The organism is Methanomassiliicoccales archaeon (genome assembly GCA_035527755.1).
Classification (GTDB): Archaea; Thermoplasmatota; Thermoplasmata; order Methanomassiliicoccales; family UBA472; genus UBA472.
This window is the reverse complement of sequence record DATKZX010000008.1, coordinates 125512-144617: the sequence shown is the minus strand read 5'-3', so window position 1 is coordinate 144617 and position 19106 is coordinate 125512. Positions and strand designations below refer to the sequence as shown.

Here is a 19106-nt window from a genome sequence, read left to right as displayed (position 1 = left end):
TAATATATGGTGTCATCTCAATTGCTTGGTCTCCACCGTGCCATGCGTCTTGGCGTTAAGCCGGTGGAACAGGTCGTCCCTCAGACCTGCGGGGATCTCTACGACACCGATCCAATCCCCGTTCTTCTGCCATTCTTCCTTAGAGACCTTCCCCATCTCGGTCATGTCCTCGAAGCATCGCGCGTACTCGTCGGCCTTTAGCCTGATGGCGATTCGTATCTTGTCGAAACGTATGGGGATCAGAGGTCGTAGTTTGTCCAAAACATGCTGGACCTGCAGGTCCACCGGTTTAAAGGCGTCAATATGGACCTTGGCCTCTTCCATGGCCATCTCTATGCGTTGCGCGGTGTGCGGTCCCCCGGTCTGGGGGTTGATAGCATTACGAGCAATGGTAGCGATGATGCGGAGCCGCTTGCTCTCCAGCATCTCCTTGCGCTGTTGGGCGGTGAGCTGCACCTCTCCCTTCAGAATGATGATCTTGGCGATCTCGGCTGGGTCGAGGGTCTTGAAGACCTCTTTGAGTTTATCTTCAGAGGCACGGGTGCCCTTATGGGCGTTCTTGAAGATCTCGTCGATGACCATATAGTCTATCAACTCGACCTCCTTCCCATCCCTGATGTGGTTGACCACCTTAGGGTCTATGAGAACCTCAAATGATTCGCCGTGAGACTCCAGGCGAGCGACAATCGCCTCTTCCAGGTCTACCATCTGCTCTCCAGCTCACTCCGAGTTGACCTTGGCGATGAAGGTTTCCACCTCAGCCTCGTCCAGGCGGCGGAAGTTCTCTCCGTGGCGGACAACACCGATCTCCACGGCCTTGGGGTTGAGCTTCTCCTCCTCCGTGGCCTTCTTCAAAGCCTTGAGTCCGAGTCCGACAGCGTCCTCCATGGACATCCCTTCCTGGTAATCCTCCTCGAAGACCTCCATGACCACGTTGCGACCGGCGCCGATGCTGCCTGCCTTGTATGATATCAAAGCCCCGCTGGGATCGGTCTCGAAAAGATGTTCACCTGCATCGTCAACCCCCGCCACCAGCAGTGCGGTGCCGAAGGGGCGAACTCCCCCATATTGGGTATAGTTCTGCTTGTAATCACAGATCCTCTTGACCAGATCTTCCACTCCCGCTCTTTCGTCGTAGGTGATCTTATTGATCTGGGCCATTACCCTGGCCTGATCCACAAGGATCCTGGCGTCGGCCACCAATCCCGAGGTGGCGCAGCCAATGTGGTGATCGATCTGGAAAATCTTTTCAATTGATTTGGGCTCCATCAGGCGGCTGGCGATCCTCTTATCAACGATGAGGACCACACCATCCTTAAACTTCAGGCCGACGGTGGTGGTGCCGCGCTTTACAGCCTCTCGAGCATATTCCACTTGAAAAAGTCGCCCGTCAGGAGAAAAAACCGTTATGGCTCGGTCATATGCCATCTGTCCTGGTTGCATTAAATCACTCCAATTATCTTCGACTCACGCCACCTAAGTTATCAAGACCTATATATTTATTGGGGATTATTCGGAGGGAATGTATCCCGGTCCAGTCATCACCGGCGTTCATCCACGATGAAATATTTTTCCCGAAGGGTTATGAGAGTCCCGGAGGTGCTCAGAGTGACTATCGATAGTCCGAAACCTGACCGCGCGACCAATGCGTTCAAGATCCGGTCCTTGTCCTTAGGCGAGCAACGAAATATTCCCTTTGACCCGTCGAACTGAATTATTTTAGGGACCTTGATCCCCATAGGGGAGAAGGTCGAGGTCAGGGTCGCTAGCAATTCCTCGTCCGACGCCTTCCGATCGGTCTTGAAAGCCACGTAGCGACGCCTGCCGCGCTTTTCCTTCACCACCATCGGCCGAGCCTCATTTCCCCTTAATCGAATCAACGATACTGTTGAACTTGACCCCGGTCAAGACCACCAGCACCCTCATGCTCCCACTGAGGTCGGGATTGACCGCGCAGCCCCAGATGATACGGGCCCGCGGGTCGACCGCTTCGCTCACCAGCAGGGCGGACTTTTCGGCCTCGGTGACGGTCAGGTCATCCCCTCCCACCACTCGGACCAAAGCTCCTTTGGCCTGCTTGATGTCGATCGAACCTAGCATTGGTGACGACAAGGCGTCCTCGATGCATGCCTCAGCGCGTTGGCCATACTCGCTCGATTCGCCCAGCCCTATAAGGGCCATGCCACCGTTGCGCATGATCGTCAATAGATCATTGAAATCGATGTTGACCAGGCCGGGCTTGGTAAGGGCATCGGTGATCCCCCTGATGCTCTGCATGAGCACCTCGTCGGTGACGCGGAAGGCCGCTTCCAAGGGCAGTTTTGGCACCAGTTCCAGTAGACGGTCGTTCTGCAGAACGATGGTCGTGTCGCACTTTTCCTTCAACCGCTCCAATCCCTTGATGGCATTGGTCATACGGACGGTGCCTTCGGCCCTGAACGGCAGGGTGACCACCCCAATTGTAAGCGCGCCGGCCTTTTTGGCCATCTCCGCCACCACTGGAGCGGAGCCTGTGCCGGTCCCTCCGCCCATTCCAGCCACTACGAAGACTATGTTCTGTCCGTCAACGTGCTTCCAGATCTCGTTCTCGGACTCCTCTGCGGCCCTCTGACCTATTTCGGGGATCGAGCCAGAGCCCAACCCCTTGGTCATGCTTCTGCCAATGAGGATCTTGTGCGGCGCTTGTATGGACAGCAGATGCCTAGCATCTGTGTTTAAGGCTACCAGGTTCACTCCCTCAACATTTCCCTGGTGCATTCTGCGGACAGTATTGGAACCGCCCCCTCCGCAACCGATGATGGAGATCTTGATCTTCAGCGACTCAACTAGACGCATCAGTTCTTCGTCATCGGCACATGATGCCGACGGAGCTTGCTCCCCTTCCTTCTGGAACAGATTATCAAATAAAGGGCAAATGGCACCCACCCGTTTTATGAATATTCTATAAAGTATAAAAAGTCAAGGAATACCAGCGCCCGTGTTCAACACACTTCCACGAGCTCGAACCTGATGCCGCAGGAAGGGCAGGACCGGTCCTCCGACGAAAGGCGCACTCCGCAATCGGGGCAGACCTCGCTCAAGAACGTTCCGCATTCGCATATTCCCCTCCCCTCATCGAAGATACGGCCGCAGAAGGGGCATTGTATCAAATTAATATCCTCGAAACGTTCGGCGCAGTGCGGACACTCGTTCTCTCCTTCATCGATCTGCGTTCCGCATCCCGGACAGTAGAATCGCCCCTCCTCATCGGCGATGATCGCCCCGCACTCACATCTGCCTGAATCCTTGTAGACCGATCGTTTACACACGGGACATTCCATGCTCTCCATGTCAGGGTATGTGGCGCCCTCCTCCACCTCCCTAGGTAGGTAGTTATGTTGACAATATGGACAGAACGTGGTCCGTTTCAGGCAGGTTATATGGAACACCTTTCCACATTCACATTTGAAATGGGGGAGGCCTGGCTTTAATCTCCCCATACATATCTGACATATTACACCCTCCCCACGTACGGGTCGGATACGTACTCTGACCTCCGTCCTGCTCAAGGGTTTTATGCGATCCTCGTGAAAGGTCCATCCTTTTATCCCGGCCTTGTTCCTTTTAGTTATTATGTAATAAAGGGGTACGACGGCGGAGACACCGACCGATCCCAAGAACAAGGTCCAGAACATCTTGAAACCCACCGCTTTTGCATTTATATGATTTATCATCCGATTATTAAAATCGAACATGGACGAAGACGCATCGATATCCTGAATCATTCGCCATTTCCCTTACAATCAACCTAATTGTTCCGAAAAAAGAAACTATAAAAGCGAAAAGCTCTTAAATAAAATGCGTTGACGAGTTACCATGTCCTTTCCCACGACTGTATTCAAAATATTGAAATATGGACATAGTAATTATGGCGGAACTGCTCCGAATGCAGGGCTCGATTCCCATCTGGACCAGCCGCCGGCAATAACGATTTCCGGAGGGTCCCATTCACCTCTAGGGGGTTGGAACATAGGTTGTAGGGAAATGGAATCTTGTATTCTGATTAGGAATGGGGTTTAACAATTTGGAGGGTGAGGAAACTGAGCGGTTTGAAGTCAATATTTGGTGGATTGTTCAAAAAGGACTCGAAAGGCGAACAATCGTCCAAGGGATCAAAAGAAGATATTAAAGGAGGAGCAACAATGAATTCTAAAAGCGGTTCTGTTTTGGTGGTAGGGGGAGGCATTGGCGGTGTCCAGACCTCACTGGACCTAGCTGAGTCGGGATTCAAGGTCTATATGGTTGAGAACAAGGCCAGCATCGGCGGGGTCATGTCTCAGTTGGATAAGACCTTCCCGACCAACGACTGTTCGATGTGTATCCTATCTCCTAAACTTGTGGAAGCATCCAGGCATCCCATGATCAGCATGATGACCTTGACAGAGGTCATGGGCGTTGAAGGAGAGGCCGGCAATTTCACCGTGACATTGAAGAAAAAGCCCCGGTACGTCCGGGAGGACAGATGCGTCGGTTGTGGAATTTGTGCGGAAAAGTGTCCGTCCAAGGTCTCCAGCGAGTATGAGTTGGGATTGATGAACAGGAAGGCCATCTATGTGGCCTATGCTCAGGCCGTCCCGATGAAATACGCCATCGACGCCGAGCATTGCCTTTTCCTCACCAAGGGGAAGTGCGGCAACTGCAAGAAGGTCTGCCCCGCTGACGCTATCGATTACGAGATGAAGGAAGAGATCGTGAAGATCAACGTGGGTGCCGTAGTTCTCGCACCTGGTTACGAGCTGTTCGATGCCCGCCTGAAGAAGGAGTACGGGTACAAGGAGTTCAAGAACGTGCTCAACAGCCTGGAGTTCGAGAGGGTTCTAAGCGCCACCGGTCCCTACCAGGGACACGTTGTCAGACCTTCAGATCATCAGACCCCCAAGAAGGTGGCATTCATCCAGTGCGTCGGTTCCAGGGACGAGAAGGTCGGTAATCCCTTCTGCTCGTCCGTCTGCTGCATGTACGCGCTCAAGCAGGCCATAATCGCCGGGGAGCATTCCACTGGTCTGAAGTCCACCATATTCTTCATGGACGTTAGGGCCTTCGGCAAGGAGTTCGAAGACTATGCCAAGAGGGCCGAGGGCGAATACGGCATCAAGATGCACCGCGGAACCCGCGTGGCCTCCGTTGATGAGACCGAGGGCAACAATCTGCTTCTGCGGTACAGTGACGGCGCCAACATCTTGGCCGAGGAGTTCGACCTGGTCGTTCTATCCGCTGGTTTCCAGCCTCCGGCACAGGCCAAGGCATTGGCCGACAGGTTGGGCTTCAAGCTGAACGATTTCGGCTTCTGCCAGACCGGCGTCTACAGCCCCCTGGAGACCTCCAGGAAAGGTATCTATGTCACTGGCGCCTTCAGCGCCCCCAAGGACATTCCCACCACCGTTGCTGAGGCCAGCGGTGCCGCGGCCAAGGCCGGGGCACATGTGTTCGTCAACAGGGTGAGCATCGATACTGTGGTCAAGGAGACCCCTGAGATCGACGTGACCGGTCAGGAACCCCGCATCGGTGTGTTCGTCTGCGACTGCGGGATCAACATCCGTGGAACTGTGGACGTCCCCTCGGTGGTCGACTATGTCAAGACCCTGCCCAATGTGGTCTACGCCGCGGAGAACAAGTACACCTGCTCCGCCGATACCCAAGAGATCATAAAACAGATGATCAAGGAGCATAAGCTGAATCGCGTAGTGGTCTCATCATGCACCCCAAGGACGCATGAAGCGCTATTCCAGAGCACCATCAAGGAAGCGGGATTGAACCCGTTCCTCTTTGAGATGGCCAACATCCGTGACCAGTGCTCCTGGATCCACATGCATGAGCCGGAGAAGGCCACCCAGAAGGCCAGTGATCTTACCAGGATGGCCATCGCGAAATCTCGGTTCCTCGAGCCTTTGAGCAAGTCCAAGCTGGCAGTCACCCATTCCGCCGTCGTGGTCGGCGGTGGACTGGCCGGTATGACCGCCGCTATGGACATCGCTGCCCAAGGATTCAAGGTCGACATAGTGGAGGCCACTGGTGTCATGGGCGGACAGATGAACAATCTGTACACCGCTGAGGAAGGTATCTCTCCCAGGCAGTACATCAAGGACCTGGAGTCCAAGGTGCGCGCCAACGACAAGATCACCGTTCACACGAACACCAGGGTGGAGGATGTGACCGGCTTCGTCGGTAACTTCAAGGTGAAGGTAACCGGCGGCAAAGAGCTGGAGACCGGCGCCATCGTGGTCGCTACCGGGGCCAAGGCATACGAGCCCACGGAGTACATGTACGGCAAGGCCAAGGGAGTGGTCACCCAGAACGAACTGGAGAAGGTAATGGTCGACGGCAAGTTCGACGCCAAGACCGTGGTCATGATCCAGTGCGTCGGTTCTAGGAACGACGAGGCCCCCTATTGCAGCCGTGTCTGCTGCTCCAAGGCGGTCAAGAACGCCATCGAGATCAAGAAGAGGGACCCCAAGGCCCAGGTATACGTCCTGCACAAGGACATAAGGACCTATGGCTTCAGGGAGATCCTGTACAAGGAGGCTGGCGAGCTGGGTGTCAAGTTCATCCGTTTCCCGGAGAACAAGATGCCTGAAATGACCATGGACGGAAACGCCATGAAGGTCCTGGTGGACGATGTGGTGCTAGGCGCCCCTGTCCAGCTGACACCTGATATGTTGGTGCTCAGCGTCGGTATCCGACCCAACGATGATAACGAGGATCTGGCCAAGATATGCAAGGTCCCGTTGAGCAAGGACAAATATTTCCTTGAGGCACACATGAAACTGAGGCCGGTCGACTTCGCCACCGCTGGTATCTACCTAGCTGGACTGGCCCACTGGCCGAAGTTCATCGATGAGTCCATGGCTCAGGCCTCCGGTGCAGCTTCCAGGGCTATGACCATCATCTCCAAGGAACATCTGGAGACCCAAGGCATAATCGCCGCGGTGAACGAGACGGTCTGCAACGGCTGCGGCATATGCGAGCCGGTCTGCGAGTACAAGGCCATCACCATAGTCGGTGACCCAGCCAAAGACGAGAAGCGCAAGGCGGTCATCAACGAAGGTCTGTGCATGGGATGTGGAACTTGCGTGGCCGCCTGCCCCTCCGGAGCGTTGGAGCAGAAGGGCTTCAAGAACAACCAGATGTATGCGCAGATCGACTCTGCCCTGGTTGGAGGTGGTAAGTAATGTCTGACCAAGCTCAAGCCGAGAGCGCCCCTGCCGCAGAGGCCGGGGCATGGGAACCCAAACTGTTGGTGTTCTGCTGTAACTGGTGCTCCTATGCCGGGGCCGACCTGGCCGGGGTTTCCAGGCTGCAAATGCCTACCAACTTCCGGGTCATCAGGACCATGTGCTCCGCCAGGGTGGACCCCGAGTTCGTCCTGCGTGCCTTCGCCAAGGGGGCCGACGGTGTTCTGGTCCTAGGCTGCCACCCCGCCGACTGTCACTACATCGGCGGCAACTACCGTACCAGGAGGAGGATCGCCCTGCTCCGCGTGCTGTTGGAGCAATATGGCTTTAACCCTGATCGCCTGAAACTGGAATGGGTCTCCGCATCTGAGGGGATCAAGTTCCAGCAGACGATCAAGGAGTTCAACCAGACTGTAACTGAAATGGGGCCGAACCCCATAAACGAGGAGTGATTCTCACCCTAAGGAGGTAAACAAATGGCAAAGATAAGGATCGCACAATATTGGGGTGCCGGTTGCGGAGGCTGCGATGTGGCCCTGCTAGACATTGATGAGAAGATCCTAGGCGTGGCCGAGATGGCTGATATCGTTTTCTGGCCGATCGCCGTGGATGCCAAGCTCAAGGACGTCGAGGCGATGCCTGATGGTTACATCACCGCCACGTTATACAACGGGGCAGTGAGAAGCAGTGAGAACGAGCATGTGGCCAAGCTACTGAGACGAAAATCCCAGATAGTGGTCTCATTCGGTTCCTGCGCCTGCTTCGGAGGAATTCCCGGACTGGCGAACGTGACCAACAGGAAGGATCTCTTAGAGTATGTGTACACGAAGACACCCACATCGGACAACGTGGAGAAGGTCTACCCTCAGGTAAGCTACCAGGCCCCCGAGGGGGAAGTGACCCTACCCCTGCTCTATGACACCGTCCTGACCTTAGACCAGGTCATCGACGTCGATTATTTTATGCCAGGCTGCCCGCCGACCACCAACTTGATCAAAGAGTTCCTGGACATAGTGGAGAAGCACGTCAAGGAAGGCGCCCCGTTGCCCCCTAAGGGCTCCGTGATCGCCTCCCAGAAAGCGCTTTGTGACGAATGCCCCAGGACCAGGACCATGAAGAAGGTGGATAAGATCAACATGCCTTTCGATATCGACATCGATCCCGAAAAGTGCATGCTGGACCAGGGAGTCATATGCCTGGGACCGTCCACCAGGGCCGGTTGCGGGGCGAAGTGCCTCGCGGCCAACCAGCCTTGCCGTGGCTGCATGGGACCGACCGCCGAGGTCATGGACCAGGGTGGAAGCATGCTCAGCGCATTGGCTTCGATCTTCTCCATAGGCAATGATGAATCCCAGCTCTCCGAGGATAACATCCTGGAGCTGATGGCTCAAGTCAAGGACCCGCTGGGAACCTTCTATGCATTCACCATGCCAGCATCGATCATCAAACGGAAGGTCAAGGAACGGAAGCCTTTCGTAGCTTCAAAGGAGGCCTGAAACAAATGAGCCCCATATTAATGGATACCCCCACCAAGACCACCGAGAAGCGGATCACCATCGACCCCATCACCAGGCTGGAAGGTCACGGGAAGATCGAGATCTTCCTGGACGACAACGGCAACGTTGCCAACGCCTACTGGCAGGTTCCAGAACTGAGGGGTTTCGAGAAGTTCTGCATCGGGAGGTCCGTGGACGAGCTGAACAAGCTAACATCTAGACTTTGCGGTGTGTGCCCCGGTGCCCACCACCTATGCTCGACGAAGGCCTTGGATAACGTGTTCCATGCGGATCCCCCGGAGACGGCGAAGCTGCTCAGGGAGGTCTTCTACATGGCCCACTTCATCCACAGTCACATCGCCCACTTCTACGCCTTGGCGGCGGCGGACTTCGTATTGGGTCCGGGCGCCCCGGCGGCCGAGAGGAACATTCTCGGTGTCGTGGCGGCGGTCGGCGTGGAGATCGGCGGAGAGGTCATCAAGCACCGATCATACGCTCAGAAGATCCAGGAGATGCTCGGCGGTAAGGCCACTCACCCAGTGTGCGGCATTCCCGGCGGTTTCTCCAAGAGCATGAGCGAGGACGAGAGGGTTAAGATCGAGGCCATGGGTAAGTCCTGCATCGAGTTCTCCAAGTTCACCAACCAGCTTTTCGCGGATGTTGTGCTGAAGAACAAGGACTATCTGGCGCTGATAGCGGACCCGAACATCTACTATCACGAGACCTACCACCTGGGTACCGTCGACAAGAACGACAGGATCAATTTCTACGACGGAATGCAGAAGATGATCTCCCCCAGCGGTGAAGAGGTGGCCAAGTTCACTGGTAAGGACTACACCAAGTACATCGCCGAGCACACCCTGCCGTGGTCCTACGAGAAGTTCTGCTACTTCAAGCCGGTTGGCTGGAAGGGACTGGTCGATGGAAAGGACAGCGGTATATACCGTGCCACGCCCTCGTCCAGATTGAACGTCTCGAAGGGATTCACCACCCCGTTGGCGCAGGCCGAGTACGATAAGTATTTCGGAACCTTCCGCGACCTGGGCGTCAAGGGTCCCATACAGCACACCATGGCCATGCATTGGGCCAGGGTCATAGAGATGCTGTACGCTTCCGAGAGGTTAGTAGAGCTTACCCAGGACCCAAGGATCACCGGTAAGGACATACGCACCCCGGTCAAGACCCCCGACGAGGGAGTAGGCATATTGGAGGCACCCCGTGGAACCTTGTTCCACCACTACAAGTCGGACCCCGAGGGCATCACCACAGATGTCAACCTGGTCGTAGGGACCACCAACAACAACGCCCCCATCAACCTCAGCGTAAGGAAGGCGGCCACCGCTCTTATCAAGGACTGGATGGTCTCCGACGGACTGCTGAACGCCGTGGAAATGGCCTACCGCGCCTATGACCCCTGCAACTCCTGTGCCACGCACACCCTGCCTGGCCAGATGCCAATGCAGGCGACCATCAGGAAGGCGGACGGCTCGGTCTACAAGAAGTTGGCCAAGAACTTCTAAACCCCTTCGAACAAATCTTTTTCCCTTTTCTTTTTATTTTTCAGAAATTTAGCGTATATGGAAAAAAGTGGTGTTGAACTTTGAAACAATATCACTGGTCGTTCGCTAACCGATCAATCCTCTAACCGGAAGTAACCTCTTCTCTTCACCCTCAATGATGAGACCGTGCCCAGGAACAGCCCGTCCATTAGGTACACCTTTCCGTTCTCCAGATCGAGAAGTTCGTTCCCCAGCAAAGGTCCTAACATACGGGGCTTTTCCAGGTTCACTGGCCCTCCGCCCAGCGTCCGGTTGAAGGCCGGAATGAGTATGGCCTCTTCAGGGACCTTTGGATAACGTTCATTGGGAACGTCCTTGAAATGGCACCGGACCCAACATCTTTCCACCTGGTTGTGATGAAGGCCGTCCTCGAAGATCACTGCCGGATGATTATGCCCCATGATCAATAGGCGGCATGACATGACCTCGGGGGAAGGCCAGGCATGGCCGTGGACGAAACCGATGTCGCCCATCACCATCCCTCCCTGTTCGTGCACTTGCACACGGGAGGGCAACATGCTCTCGATGTTGGTATCGTGGTTCCCCTTCACCAGGTCTATTCTAGGATACAAGTTCAGCAGATCGTTGAAAAAGCGGGGTACCTCTACATGCTCTTGCCGGGTAGACCCCGGGACCTGATGTTTCACGTCGCCGATGATGATGAGCCGGTCCACCCCTTCGGACAGCTCCTTCAGTTCGTTCTCCATGCGGTGGGTCTGAGAGGGTACGATTATTCCCCGATATCGCAGGTCCGCTTCGATACCTATGTGCAGATCGCCCACGCACAAAGCCGTCTCCTCCCCCTCTATACGCAGGACCGGTCGGTCCGGTATGGGAAAGACCTCGAAGGACATTCATCTCCCCCGAGGAAGCCTCTGTGCCAACATCTCCGGCAATCCATTATCCATCACGGCCTTCATGACCGGTTCCCTGTCGTAGTCCACACGAACGATCTCGAAAGACCATTCCGAGGTGTTCAGAAGGATGTATGAGGCCCGGGGATCGCCGTCCCGCGGCTGTCCCACCGATCCCGGATTGATCACGGTGCCAGTAGGAAACTCGACTATGTATGGAACGTGAGTATGCCCCAGTACCAGCAACCGGGCTCCCGCCATGTCCAGCAGTTCACAGCTAACGTGCTCCTCGAAAACGTACTCGGACACGAACCGGGGTGAACCGTGATGCACTGCGGTCATGACCCCCTCCACCGGCCGGTGTATGGAGTTGGGTAATTCCCTGAGGAATTCGAAAGAGGCTTGGGAAATGGTACGTCTGGTCCACTCGATGGCCGAGGCGGCGATGCTGTTCATACCTTTCACACCCACCAGGATGGCTCGGTCATGGTTCCCGGCAATGCAGGTGACCTTTCTCTCCTTCAGGAGCCCGATGGTCTCCTCGGGAAATGTGTAATAGCCCAGGATGTCACCGGCACAGAAAACGGTCCTAATGTTCTTTGATGACATATCGTCCATGACCGCCTGTAACGCGGGCAGGTTGGCATGTATGTCGGATATGAAAGCGATCAGCATCCTATTCCTCATCAATGGGTGCGGGATAATCCTCTTCTCAATACTTGAGGCACCCTGTCCAATAGATCGGTGGCCATCAGTCCGTAGCTATACTTCTCGAATGCCAGATCTCCAGCGGAACCGTTGAGGAAGGCCGACATTCGGGCGGCGTTGTATGGCGATACTTTCTTGGCCATTAGTCCGACGGTTATGCCAGCCAGCACGTCTCCCGTACCGCCTACGCTCATTCCGACGTTCCCAGTGCGGTTGTACTTGACCCTGTCGCCGTCGGTGACCAGGTCGATCTTTCCCTTGACCAGGACGGTCCAGCCGCTATCTCGGGCAATTTCCACTGCCGCTTCCTCACGTGCCATCATCTTTGAAGGGATGTCAGCACCCCTAAGGATCTCCAGTTCCCGATGATGTGGCGTAAGGACCCCCGTTCCTCCTTTCAACGTGTCCAGGTTTCCAGCGAGTGCCTTTAGGGCGTCGGCATCCAACACCATGGGTTTAGAACAGTCGCGGATCAGTTCCCTCACCGCCTTCAAGGTCCTGGGGTCATCCCCTAATCCTGGACCGATGAGCACCGCATCTATCCCCTTGACAAAGTCGATGAGCTGCGCCACGTGCTCTTCGGTCAGCACATCTCCGGGTATTGGGATGGTGATGATATTGGGAGAGTAGGACGCCACCACGTCCCTTATGGCCGCTGGGCAGGCGACGAACACCAGGTCCGCACCCACCCGATAAGCTCCCAGAGCGGCCAATGCCGGGGCTCCGGTGTAAGGCCCTCCGCCTATCACCAGGACCCTCCCGTTCTGTCCCTTATGAACCTCTGGCGAGGGTATGGGGTAATATACCATCTCCCCCGGTCCCAGATATCGTTCGGCATCTGCAGGTATGCCGATGTCCTTTATCACGATCTCCCCGCAATTTTCTGAGGTCATCCCCTCCTTGAGGGCGTGGAACGTCACTGTAAGTGTAGGTCGCACTGCTATCTGGGTGCCCAGGCCAGAAGGGATGTCCACCGAGACGATAGGGCGACCGCAAGCGTTCATCGCTCTGACCATTCCCGCATAAGGTTCTCTTAACACCCCCTTTAAACCTACCCCCATTAAAGCATCCACTATCAGGTCATAATCCGCCAATCGATCATCGGCAAAGACCTTATGCAGCTCCTCTACCTTTTCAAAATTGGTTCGGGCCTCCGGTGTTCGCGCATCCTCGGAGGACGACGCCAAGAGGACCTTGACCACGTTCATCTTGGTCAATGCCCGTGCTGCCACCGCCCCATCCCCACCATTGTTGCCATGCCCGCATACGATGGCGATCCTCAAACCCTCACCGAAACGGGAGGATATCTCATGGGCTACCGCCCAACCTGCGTTCTCCATAAGCATTTCGGTGGATATCCCTAGGTGTTCGGAGTTGGCATCGAGGACCTTGACCTCCTCCCATTTCATCATGATGACCTCATAGCCGTAAATAGGATTAATGGTTTCCAAACATACCAACAATCGATTTATATCAGAATTCCATTTTATCGCTGGAAGAATCCTATATGTCTGAAATTAAAAGGCTTGTACTCGATGTTCTGAAACCGCACCACCCTTCGATAATCGATCTAGCCAATAGATTGAGCGTAGTGGAGGGGGTCTCTGGGGTCAACTGTACCCTGGATGAGGTGGACCAGGAGACCGAGAGCATCAAGATCACCATCGAGGGAATTGCCATAAACTTCGAGGATGTGGAGGAGGTCATTATAGACTCCGGGGCAGTGATCCACTCCGTGGACAGCGTTTCCGCCGGTAAGAAACTGGTGGAAGAAGTGGAGACGCCTCAGGACCGCTGAGCCTTGATCAAGGCTTCCCCTACTTTTTGTAATAATTGGGATTTGGGGAGGCCTTTCTGAACCAGTACCCTACCACCCTTTGAGATCCAGTTGGCAGGATAACTTTTTTCCCGCTCGACTTTGTGCTCCTGGCCTAATTGCTTCAAGGCCGAGGAGATCACATCTACGTTAGGATTGTTGATGGCCAAACCTTTTTTCACCTTGCGGCCTTGGGACCTAGGCCTGGATCGGTCGAAATACTCCGGCCAAAGCACCCAGGCGGTATCTTCGTCCAAGGCCATGGTAAACCCTTCGGGCCTACTCTTTCACCAGGATGGCGCTTATCGCACCATCTTGTCCCGGTCTTGAGGTTACCAGCGCCGGTCCGAGCTCGGTCTGAATGACCGCGCCTTTGGTGATGATGTTACGCTGAACGTAGTTAGGGTTAGCAGAATTCTCCTTAACAGTGATGATCTTAGCCTTCTGAGCTTTGTTGGTCGCAGTGTCCATGACGTTTGCGAACTGAGCCTTCAGCATACGCACCTTGACGTTACCGCCGCGTACCCTTGATACCTGGCGCTTCTCGATGCCGACAAAGGTTGAGACCGGCTCCTTGCCTATCTCGAACCTACGCTTCTTTCTAGACAGCGTCAACCTTCCGCCAGTGGGCTTCCTCTTAGACTTTCCTTGCCACAATGCCATAGCAATCCTCTGCCTCCTAAATGGGCATGTGTATAAATACATTACTTCGAGCCTAAAGGTCCAGCAGAGTGAACGAAGGCTCCTCCCCCATCTCCATCATGCCTGCGTAATGGTCCTTGGCCGCCCCCGGGTTCATGTACCAGATGCCATCATTCTTCACGATCCCACGGTCCTCGTGTATGTGACCGGATAGGACGACCAGGGGTCTGAACTTGTCTATGAGATCACGGATGGCCGTGCTGCCTACATGCTTCTCCGAGAAAGGCATGTCAAGAATGCCATGGGGAGGACAGTGCAGTAATAGTACCATCCCCGTCTCCATTATTGGTGACAGGAGACGAGCGATCTCCTCCTCTGGCATCTCGAACGGGGTCTTGAATATGGTCGGATTGGAACCTCCCAAACCTCCCCAGATCACGCCGTCCACCATAACCTTTCGGGCGTGTAGGGAGATGGAATTCCTTTCTATGAAGCCCATTGTGCCTGGTGGATCGCAGTTGCCAGGAATTGCATAACATTTCGCTCCCAGCGACTTGATGAACTCCCCGGCCCATTGCGGCGGACCGAAATGAGTGATGTCCCCGAGCAGGATCACCGCATCCATGGAGTGCTCTCTGATCAGGTCCTTGGCCCGGTCGGCCACCCAATCCCGGCAGTGTATGTCGGATAGAACGAGATATTTCCTGCCCATGGTCGACATTTATGCAGCTGGACCTACATTTATTTTTTTCTCAGGCAAAGCCGAACCCCAGGTCCCGGTACACCAACAGATAGGAGAGGGCGAAACCCAAGATGGCCGAGCCGTTGAGGAACGGCAGACCCGCCTGTGGTCTGCCTTTGGAGATAAGCAACATCAGCCCAAGAAACCCGAGGGTGAGCGCGATCAGTGTCATGACGGCAACCAGCATGGCCGGCTGTGGCCACTCGCTTATGCTCAGCGGAGGTAGGTTTGCAGCGGCTGAGATCACCAGTATCGATGGTATGATTGCGTCGCCCAACCCCATGAGCATTATCTCCCTGTCCGCGTCCTTGCTCCGGTCCTTCAGGTCCAGCTTGACCTTTTCTGCCCCCTTTCTGCCGGGTACGACCAGCACGATGGGTAATCCCAGGTCGCCCACGCCTTCGGCCAGGGTCAGCATGTGCTTGGTGACGTACACCGATAATGCATCGTATACCGCCAGCATGGTCAGGAGCAGTAGCGCGGGCAGTATTCCCAGGGACAGCCCCAATATCAGAGCGGCTCCGACCCCCATCAGTAATCCGGCGCCGTTGACCACGTACCATCGAGGGTGCTTTATCAATAGGTATAACAAGAATGCCGAGAGAAGTACCCCGCAGATCATGGCGATGTTCTCTTCTACACCGGCCAGCATCATAAAGAGGGAACTTATAGAGAACAGCCCCAGCCCCATGGCGGCAAAGAGAATGGTCTTGAGAGACCCCAGTTTGGACCACTTGATCAATAGGAGCATGACCGCGGTCGTGACCAGGATCAACACCACATACAACAATGGGTTGGTGGGGTCGTTCTGGTCCTGGAACGCCCTATAACCAGAAGGGACCGTCGGCACAAGAGCCAGAGCGGCAATGGGGACGGCCAGGAACATGACCGTCATCACCAAGTACTGTCTAGCGGTGCGCATGGGCGGCCATGCTCCTGAATGCATAAATCGTTGTTGCCGCTCAATCGGCGGGATAGAGGTAATTAGACGATGCTGTAAAGCTCACATGGAGAAATATAAAGGATGAACGAAGGTCGAGCGCTAAGGATGCTGGAAAAGGCAAATGGTCTGCCAGAGATATTCGAGGCAGTGAAAGAAGGGGTCCAGACGGTCACTGGAATGTCCCGGGGCGGATTGATGTTGGGCCTGGCGGACATGGGAGGCAACCGCTTTCACATGGTGGGAGGTCTATATCCCGTGGCGACCAACATCATAGTTATGAACCGAGCGCCTCTTGCCCATTTACTCATTTCCGACCGGTCCATATATCGTTCCTACTGTTTCCACATACTGCTGCACGAATATCTTCACTCCCTAGGTATTATGGACGAGGACGAGGTCCGGAACAAGGTGTATCAGATATCCAGAAAGGTCCTGGGCGAAGGGCACACGGCCACACAGATGGCCATCGACCTTTCCCGATTCCTGCCCCAAGTGACCTATGGTGAGCTAAAAGAGGCGGAAGGGGAGCTGGACATCGAACTGGTCCCCGGTTTCGACCGGTCCAGCTGCGGTTACTTCGGCTGATCACTCGAAGGAGACGTTTCCGTAGGCGACCTTTCCAGTGATCTTGGCCACCTTCACCTTCACCCGGGAACCTTTTGCTGTTCCTGGGATGTAGATGATGTAGTCGAACATGCGGGCGACACCGTCCCCCTTCTTGCCTACGTCCTCGATCATCATCTCATAGATTCCGCCTTCGCGCAGTCCCTCCTCCGAGGGTTTCTGGGTCTTGCGGACGTTGACCGGGCGATGAGCACCGCAGGCCTCGCACTCCAGAATGAGGATTCGGCCATCCTTATTGATATGCGTATCAGGGCGACCGCATTCCGAGCAAAGAACAAAGGTGTCGATGAAATTTTGGATCTTGTCGTTTATCTGGGCCGGGGTGAGCCTGGTCTTGAATATGACACGACGGCCCTCCATGGTACCGGGAGTGCCCAGTTCTCTCAGCATGTACTGAAGGATCTGCTCTGGCTCACGCCGTAGGACATCCACGACGTCGCCGAAGTTGCGGAAGACCGTGGTCTTCCCCTCTTGGAAAACATCCGCCTCTGGGACGACGAAACGCTCATGCTTCTCAATGGTCTCCGGCAATTGCGTCTTGGCCCGGTCCAGAAGTGAAAGGTAATCATCATTAGACATGTCTATCAGCCCTCCAAGTCCCACCCGCCATATAAAACTTATTGGGTCCCCCCGTATTTGTGCTCGATAGCGGCCCGCACTAGACCCAGATGCAATGGCGATGGCTTGTTCGGGCGGGATCTGAACTCTGGGTGGAACTGCGAGGCCACGTAGTAATCGTGCCCTTGCAGCTCGGCGATCTCCATCTTCACTCCGTCAGCCGAACGGCCGGTGAACTTCCAACCTCCGGCCTCCAGATCCTTGATGTACTTGGGGTTGACCTCGTAGCGATGCCGGTGTCTCTCCATTATCAGAGCCTTGCCGTAAAGTTGGAACGCCTTGCTGCCCTCTTCGACCACTACAGGTTGCGCCCCCAATCGCATCGTCGCTCCCATCCTGACCACGTTCTTCTGCTCCGGCAGGAGGTCCACTACAGGGAACGGCGTCTCCGAGTCGAACTCTGTACTATTGGCCCGTTCCATGCCCAGAACGTTCCTGGCAAACTCCATGGTGGCGATCTGGAATCCCAGGCACACCCCCAAGAACGGAATGCGGTTCTCTCGGGCGAACTTAGCGGTGGTCACCTTTCCCTCGATACCACGGACACCGAACCCTCCAGGAATGAGAATGGCATCTGCGTTCAACAGATCCTCGGTGATGCCATACTGCTGTACGACCTCCGAGTCTACGAACATTATCTGAACCTTGGCACCGGCCTCCGCACCAGCGTGATGGAACGCTTCCAGATGTGATATGTAAGAATCGGCCAGATTCGTGTACTTCCCCACACAGGCTATGCGGATCGATCTCTCTTGATCGTTGATACGATAGGCGAAGGCCTTCCACCCTTCCAGATCACATTCCTTCTCGGGAAATCCCAATCGCCTCATGATGTACTCGGTCAGCCCCTGCGACTCCAGCACCATGGGCACCTCATAGATCGAGCGGGCATCGGGGGCGCTGACGACAGCTTCCTGCGGGACATCGCAAAACAAAGAGATCTTGCGTTTGATCGATTCCTCCAATGGCTCCTTGCAGCGTGCCACTATGATGTCTGGCTGAATGCCTATGGCCCTCAGTTCCTTCACCGAATGCTGTGTGGGTTTGGTCTTCTGCTCGCCGACCGTTCCCATGACCGGCACCAGTGTGGTGTGGACGAACAGGCAATTACGCCCTTTGCCCAGTTCGGTGTTCATCTGGCGGACGGCCTCTAAAAAGGGCATGGACTCGATGTCACCCACAGTGCCGCCGAGTTCCACAATGCAAACATCCGCCCCAGTGGCATCGGCCACGTTCACGATCTGGGCCTTGATCTCGTTAGTGATGTGAGGGATTATCTGAACGGTCTTTCCCAGATATTCCCCGGTACGCTCCTTCTCGATGACCGACTTATAGACCTTGCCGGTGGTGATATTATGGGCGCTGGTAAGGCTGATGTCCAGGAAGCGTTCGTAGTTACCGAGGTCCAGGTCCACCTCTCCTCCGTCATCGAGAACATATACTTCCCCGTGTTCGAAGGGGTTCATCGTCCCGGCGTCCACGTTCAGATAGGGGTCGATCTTGATGGCAGTGACCACGACCCCCCGTGATTTTAATAAACGACCGATCGAGGAAGCGGTTATTCCCTTGCCCAACCCAGATAGAACTCCGCCCGTGACAAAAATGAATTTCATGCCTTCACGGGAATGGTCCATAGCCAAGCATGATATTTTATTATTTCTCCCTGAGTACCACATTCGTCCGTTTTTTCCGAACACAGCACTTTAGCACCTGAATGACGAAACGCGCTCCCTTTCCCGGTTCTGGCGCATCCCGGATGCCCATCCCAGTTGCTTGGAGTAAACGGAGGACGAAATGCAGACCGTAGCCGGTCCTTGCTTTCAAATAAAAACATCATCAGATCATTACTTTCTTTCACAGAAAGCAAAATGAGTATGACGTTTTGAGATCATC

General features: G+C 55.0%; 20 protein-coding genes. 6 read left to right on the top strand and 14 right to left on the bottom strand.

The genetic code is table 11. The features are described 5' to 3' along the window. Positions 1–12: 12 nt before the first annotated feature. The 5 genes from VMW85_03955 to VMW85_03935 form a co-directional block, all read right to left on the bottom strand. A complete protein-coding gene (locus VMW85_03955) occupies positions 13–708 on the bottom strand; it encodes a ribosome assembly factor SBDS (GenBank protein HUT27182.1) in 696 nt (231 codons plus the stop codon). Between the two features lie 12 nt (positions 709–720). After that, the gene (psmA, locus tag VMW85_03950; GenBank protein HUT27181.1) at positions 721–1443 is read right to left on the bottom strand and encodes an archaeal proteasome endopeptidase complex subunit alpha; all 723 of its coding nucleotides are present in this window, start codon (positions 1441–1443) and stop codon (positions 721–723) included. A 98-nt stretch (positions 1444–1541) separates the two neighbouring features. Further along, a complete protein-coding gene (locus VMW85_03945) occupies positions 1542–1847 on the bottom strand; it encodes a hypothetical protein (protein ID HUT27180.1) in 306 nt (101 codons plus the stop codon). Positions 1848–1857: 10 nt separating this feature from the next. Next, entirely contained in the window at positions 1858–2925 is a 1068-nt protein-coding gene (gene ftsZ / locus VMW85_03940) for a cell division protein FtsZ (GenBank protein HUT27179.1), read from the bottom strand. A 56-nt stretch (positions 2926–2981) separates the two neighbouring features. After that, positions 2982–3674, bottom strand: coding sequence for a zinc ribbon domain-containing protein (locus VMW85_03935; protein ID HUT27178.1), 693 nt, complete (start codon positions 3672–3674; stop codon positions 2982–2984). A 507-nt stretch (positions 3675–4181) separates the two neighbouring features. Between VMW85_03935 and VMW85_03930 the strand changes: the two genes are divergently transcribed. From VMW85_03930 to VMW85_03915, 4 genes are read left to right on the top strand one after another with little or no spacing between them, the layout of a single operon-like run. After that, a complete protein-coding gene (locus VMW85_03930) occupies positions 4182–7208 on the top strand; it encodes a CoB--CoM heterodisulfide reductase iron-sulfur subunit A family protein (GenBank protein ID HUT27177.1) in 3027 nt (1008 codons plus the stop codon). Beyond that, positions 7208–7663, top strand: a complete 456-nt coding sequence (locus VMW85_03925; GenBank protein ID HUT27176.1) for a hydrogenase iron-sulfur subunit — start codon at positions 7208–7210, stop codon at positions 7661–7663. The genes VMW85_03930 and VMW85_03925 overlap by 1 nt, the downstream gene beginning before the upstream one ends. 24 nt (positions 7664–7687) lie before the next feature. Further along, a complete protein-coding gene (locus tag VMW85_03920) occupies positions 7688–8707 on the top strand; it encodes an oxidoreductase (protein ID HUT27175.1) in 1020 nt (339 codons plus the stop codon). A gap of 5 nt (positions 8708–8712) precedes the next feature. After that, positions 8713–10227, top strand: a complete 1515-nt coding sequence (locus tag VMW85_03915; GenBank protein ID HUT27174.1) for a Ni/Fe hydrogenase subunit alpha — start codon at positions 8713–8715, stop codon at positions 10225–10227. 113 nt (positions 10228–10340) lie between these two features. Here the strand turns inward: VMW85_03915 and VMW85_03910 are convergent, their stop codons facing one another. The 3 genes from VMW85_03910 to VMW85_03900 are packed head-to-tail and all read right to left on the bottom strand — an operon-like array spanning position 10341 to position 13240. Beyond that, positions 10341–11120, bottom strand: a complete 780-nt coding sequence (locus VMW85_03910; GenBank protein ID HUT27173.1) for a phosphoesterase — start codon at positions 11118–11120, stop codon at positions 10341–10343. Continuing rightward, complete coding sequence (locus VMW85_03905; protein ID HUT27172.1) at positions 11121–11807, bottom strand: metallophosphoesterase family protein; 687 nt, start codon at positions 11805–11807, stop codon at positions 11121–11123. Then, complete coding sequence (locus VMW85_03900) at positions 11807–13240, bottom strand: NAD(P)H-hydrate dehydratase (protein HUT27171.1); 1434 nt, start codon at positions 13238–13240, stop codon at positions 11807–11809. Before VMW85_03900 ends, VMW85_03905 begins: the two co-directional genes overlap by 1 nt. A 95-nt stretch (positions 13241–13335) precedes the next feature. Here VMW85_03900 and VMW85_03895 point away from each other — a divergent pair, with 95 nt between their 5' ends. Then, positions 13336–13626, top strand: a complete 291-nt coding sequence (locus VMW85_03895) for a DUF211 domain-containing protein (GenBank protein HUT27170.1) — start codon at positions 13336–13338, stop codon at positions 13624–13626. On the opposite strand, the gene VMW85_03890 is transcribed toward VMW85_03895, so the two are convergent. The 4 genes from VMW85_03890 to VMW85_03875 are packed head-to-tail and all read right to left on the bottom strand — an operon-like array spanning position 13614 to position 15950. Further along, a complete protein-coding gene (locus VMW85_03890; protein ID HUT27169.1) occupies positions 13614–13907 on the bottom strand; it encodes a signal recognition particle subunit SRP19/SEC65 family protein in 294 nt (97 codons plus the stop codon). The genes VMW85_03895 and VMW85_03890 overlap by 13 nt on opposite strands. A 16-nt stretch (positions 13908–13923) precedes the next feature. Next, positions 13924–14307 carry a 30S ribosomal protein S8e gene (locus VMW85_03885; protein ID HUT27168.1) on the bottom strand — a complete coding sequence of 128 codons (384 nt, stop codon included), beginning with the start codon at positions 14305–14307 and terminating at the stop codon, positions 13924–13926. A 52-nt stretch (positions 14308–14359) separates the two neighbouring features. Further along, positions 14360–15007, bottom strand: a complete 648-nt coding sequence (locus VMW85_03880) for a metallophosphoesterase (GenBank protein ID HUT27167.1) — start codon at positions 15005–15007, stop codon at positions 14360–14362. A 31-nt stretch (positions 15008–15038) separates the two neighbouring features. Next, positions 15039–15950 carry a presenilin family intramembrane aspartyl protease PSH gene (locus VMW85_03875; GenBank protein ID HUT27166.1) on the bottom strand — a complete coding sequence of 304 codons (912 nt, stop codon included), beginning with the start codon at positions 15948–15950 and terminating at the stop codon, positions 15039–15041. Between the two features lie 102 nt (positions 15951–16052). Here VMW85_03875 and VMW85_03870 point away from each other — a divergent pair, with 102 nt between their 5' ends. Next, complete coding sequence (locus VMW85_03870) at positions 16053–16556, top strand: hypothetical protein (protein HUT27165.1); 504 nt, start codon at positions 16053–16055, stop codon at positions 16554–16556. Here the strand turns inward: VMW85_03870 and VMW85_03865 are convergent, their stop codons facing one another. Both VMW85_03865 and pyrG read right to left on the bottom strand, forming a co-directional pair. Beyond that, positions 16557–17174 (bottom strand): translation initiation factor IF-2 subunit beta, encoded by a 618-nt coding sequence (locus VMW85_03865; GenBank protein ID HUT27164.1) that lies wholly within the window; start codon positions 17172–17174, stop codon positions 16557–16559. A 38-nt stretch (positions 17175–17212) separates the two neighbouring features. Beyond that, a complete protein-coding gene (gene pyrG / locus VMW85_03860; GenBank protein ID HUT27163.1) occupies positions 17213–18826 on the bottom strand; it encodes a CTP synthase (glutamine hydrolyzing) in 1614 nt (537 codons plus the stop codon). Positions 18827–19106 lie beyond the last annotated feature (280 nt).

Bases quoted from the DNA above. Each gene is read 5' to 3' on its own strand.
- VMW85_03865 (HUT27164.1), bottom strand. From the start codon at position 17,174: ATGTCTAATGATGATTACCTTTCACTTCTGGACCGGGCCAAGACGCAA.
- VMW85_03885 (HUT27168.1), bottom strand. From the start codon at position 14,307: ATGGCATTGTGGCAAGGAAAGTCTAAGAGGAAGCCCACTGGCGGAAGG.
- VMW85_03920 (HUT27175.1), top strand. From the start codon at position 7,688: ATGGCAAAGATAAGGATCGCACAATATTGGGGTGCCGGTTGCGGAGGC.
- pyrG (HUT27163.1), bottom strand. From the start codon at position 18,826: ATGAAATTCATTTTTGTCACGGGCGGAGTTCTATCTGGGTTGGGCAAG.
- VMW85_03900 (HUT27171.1), bottom strand. From the start codon at position 13,240: ATGATGAAATGGGAGGAGGTCAAGGTCCTCGATGCCAACTCCGAACAC.
- VMW85_03890 (HUT27169.1), bottom strand. From the start codon at position 13,907: ATGGCCTTGGACGAAGATACCGCCTGGGTGCTTTGGCCGGAGTATTTC.
- VMW85_03945 (HUT27180.1), bottom strand. From the start codon at position 1,847: ATGGTGGTGAAGGAAAAGCGCGGCAGGCGTCGCTACGTGGCTTTCAAG.
- VMW85_03870 (HUT27165.1), top strand. From the start codon at position 16,053: ATGAACGAAGGTCGAGCGCTAAGGATGCTGGAAAAGGCAAATGGTCTG.
- VMW85_03915 (HUT27174.1), top strand. From the start codon at position 8,713: ATGAGCCCCATATTAATGGATACCCCCACCAAGACCACCGAGAAGCGG.
- VMW85_03875 (HUT27166.1), bottom strand. From the start codon at position 15,950: ATGCGCACCGCTAGACAGTACTTGGTGATGACGGTCATGTTCCTGGCC.
- VMW85_03910 (HUT27173.1), bottom strand. From the start codon at position 11,120: ATGTCCTTCGAGGTCTTTCCCATACCGGACCGACCGGTCCTGCGTATA.
- VMW85_03935 (HUT27178.1), bottom strand. From the start codon at position 3,674: ATGTTCTGGACCTTGTTCTTGGGATCGGTCGGTGTCTCCGCCGTCGTA.
- VMW85_03925 (HUT27176.1), top strand. From the start codon at position 7,208: ATGTCTGACCAAGCTCAAGCCGAGAGCGCCCCTGCCGCAGAGGCCGGG.
- VMW85_03880 (HUT27167.1), bottom strand. From the start codon at position 15,007: ATGTCGACCATGGGCAGGAAATATCTCGTTCTATCCGACATACACTGC.
- psmA (HUT27181.1), bottom strand. From the start codon at position 1,443: ATGCAACCAGGACAGATGGCATATGACCGAGCCATAACGGTTTTTTCT.
- VMW85_03895 (HUT27170.1), top strand. From the start codon at position 13,336: ATGTCTGAAATTAAAAGGCTTGTACTCGATGTTCTGAAACCGCACCAC.
- VMW85_03955 (HUT27182.1), bottom strand. From the start codon at position 708: ATGGTAGACCTGGAAGAGGCGATTGTCGCTCGCCTGGAGTCTCACGGC.
- VMW85_03905 (HUT27172.1), bottom strand. From the start codon at position 11,807: ATGAGGAATAGGATGCTGATCGCTTTCATATCCGACATACATGCCAAC.
- VMW85_03930 (HUT27177.1), top strand. From the start codon at position 4,182: ATGAATTCTAAAAGCGGTTCTGTTTTGGTGGTAGGGGGAGGCATTGGC.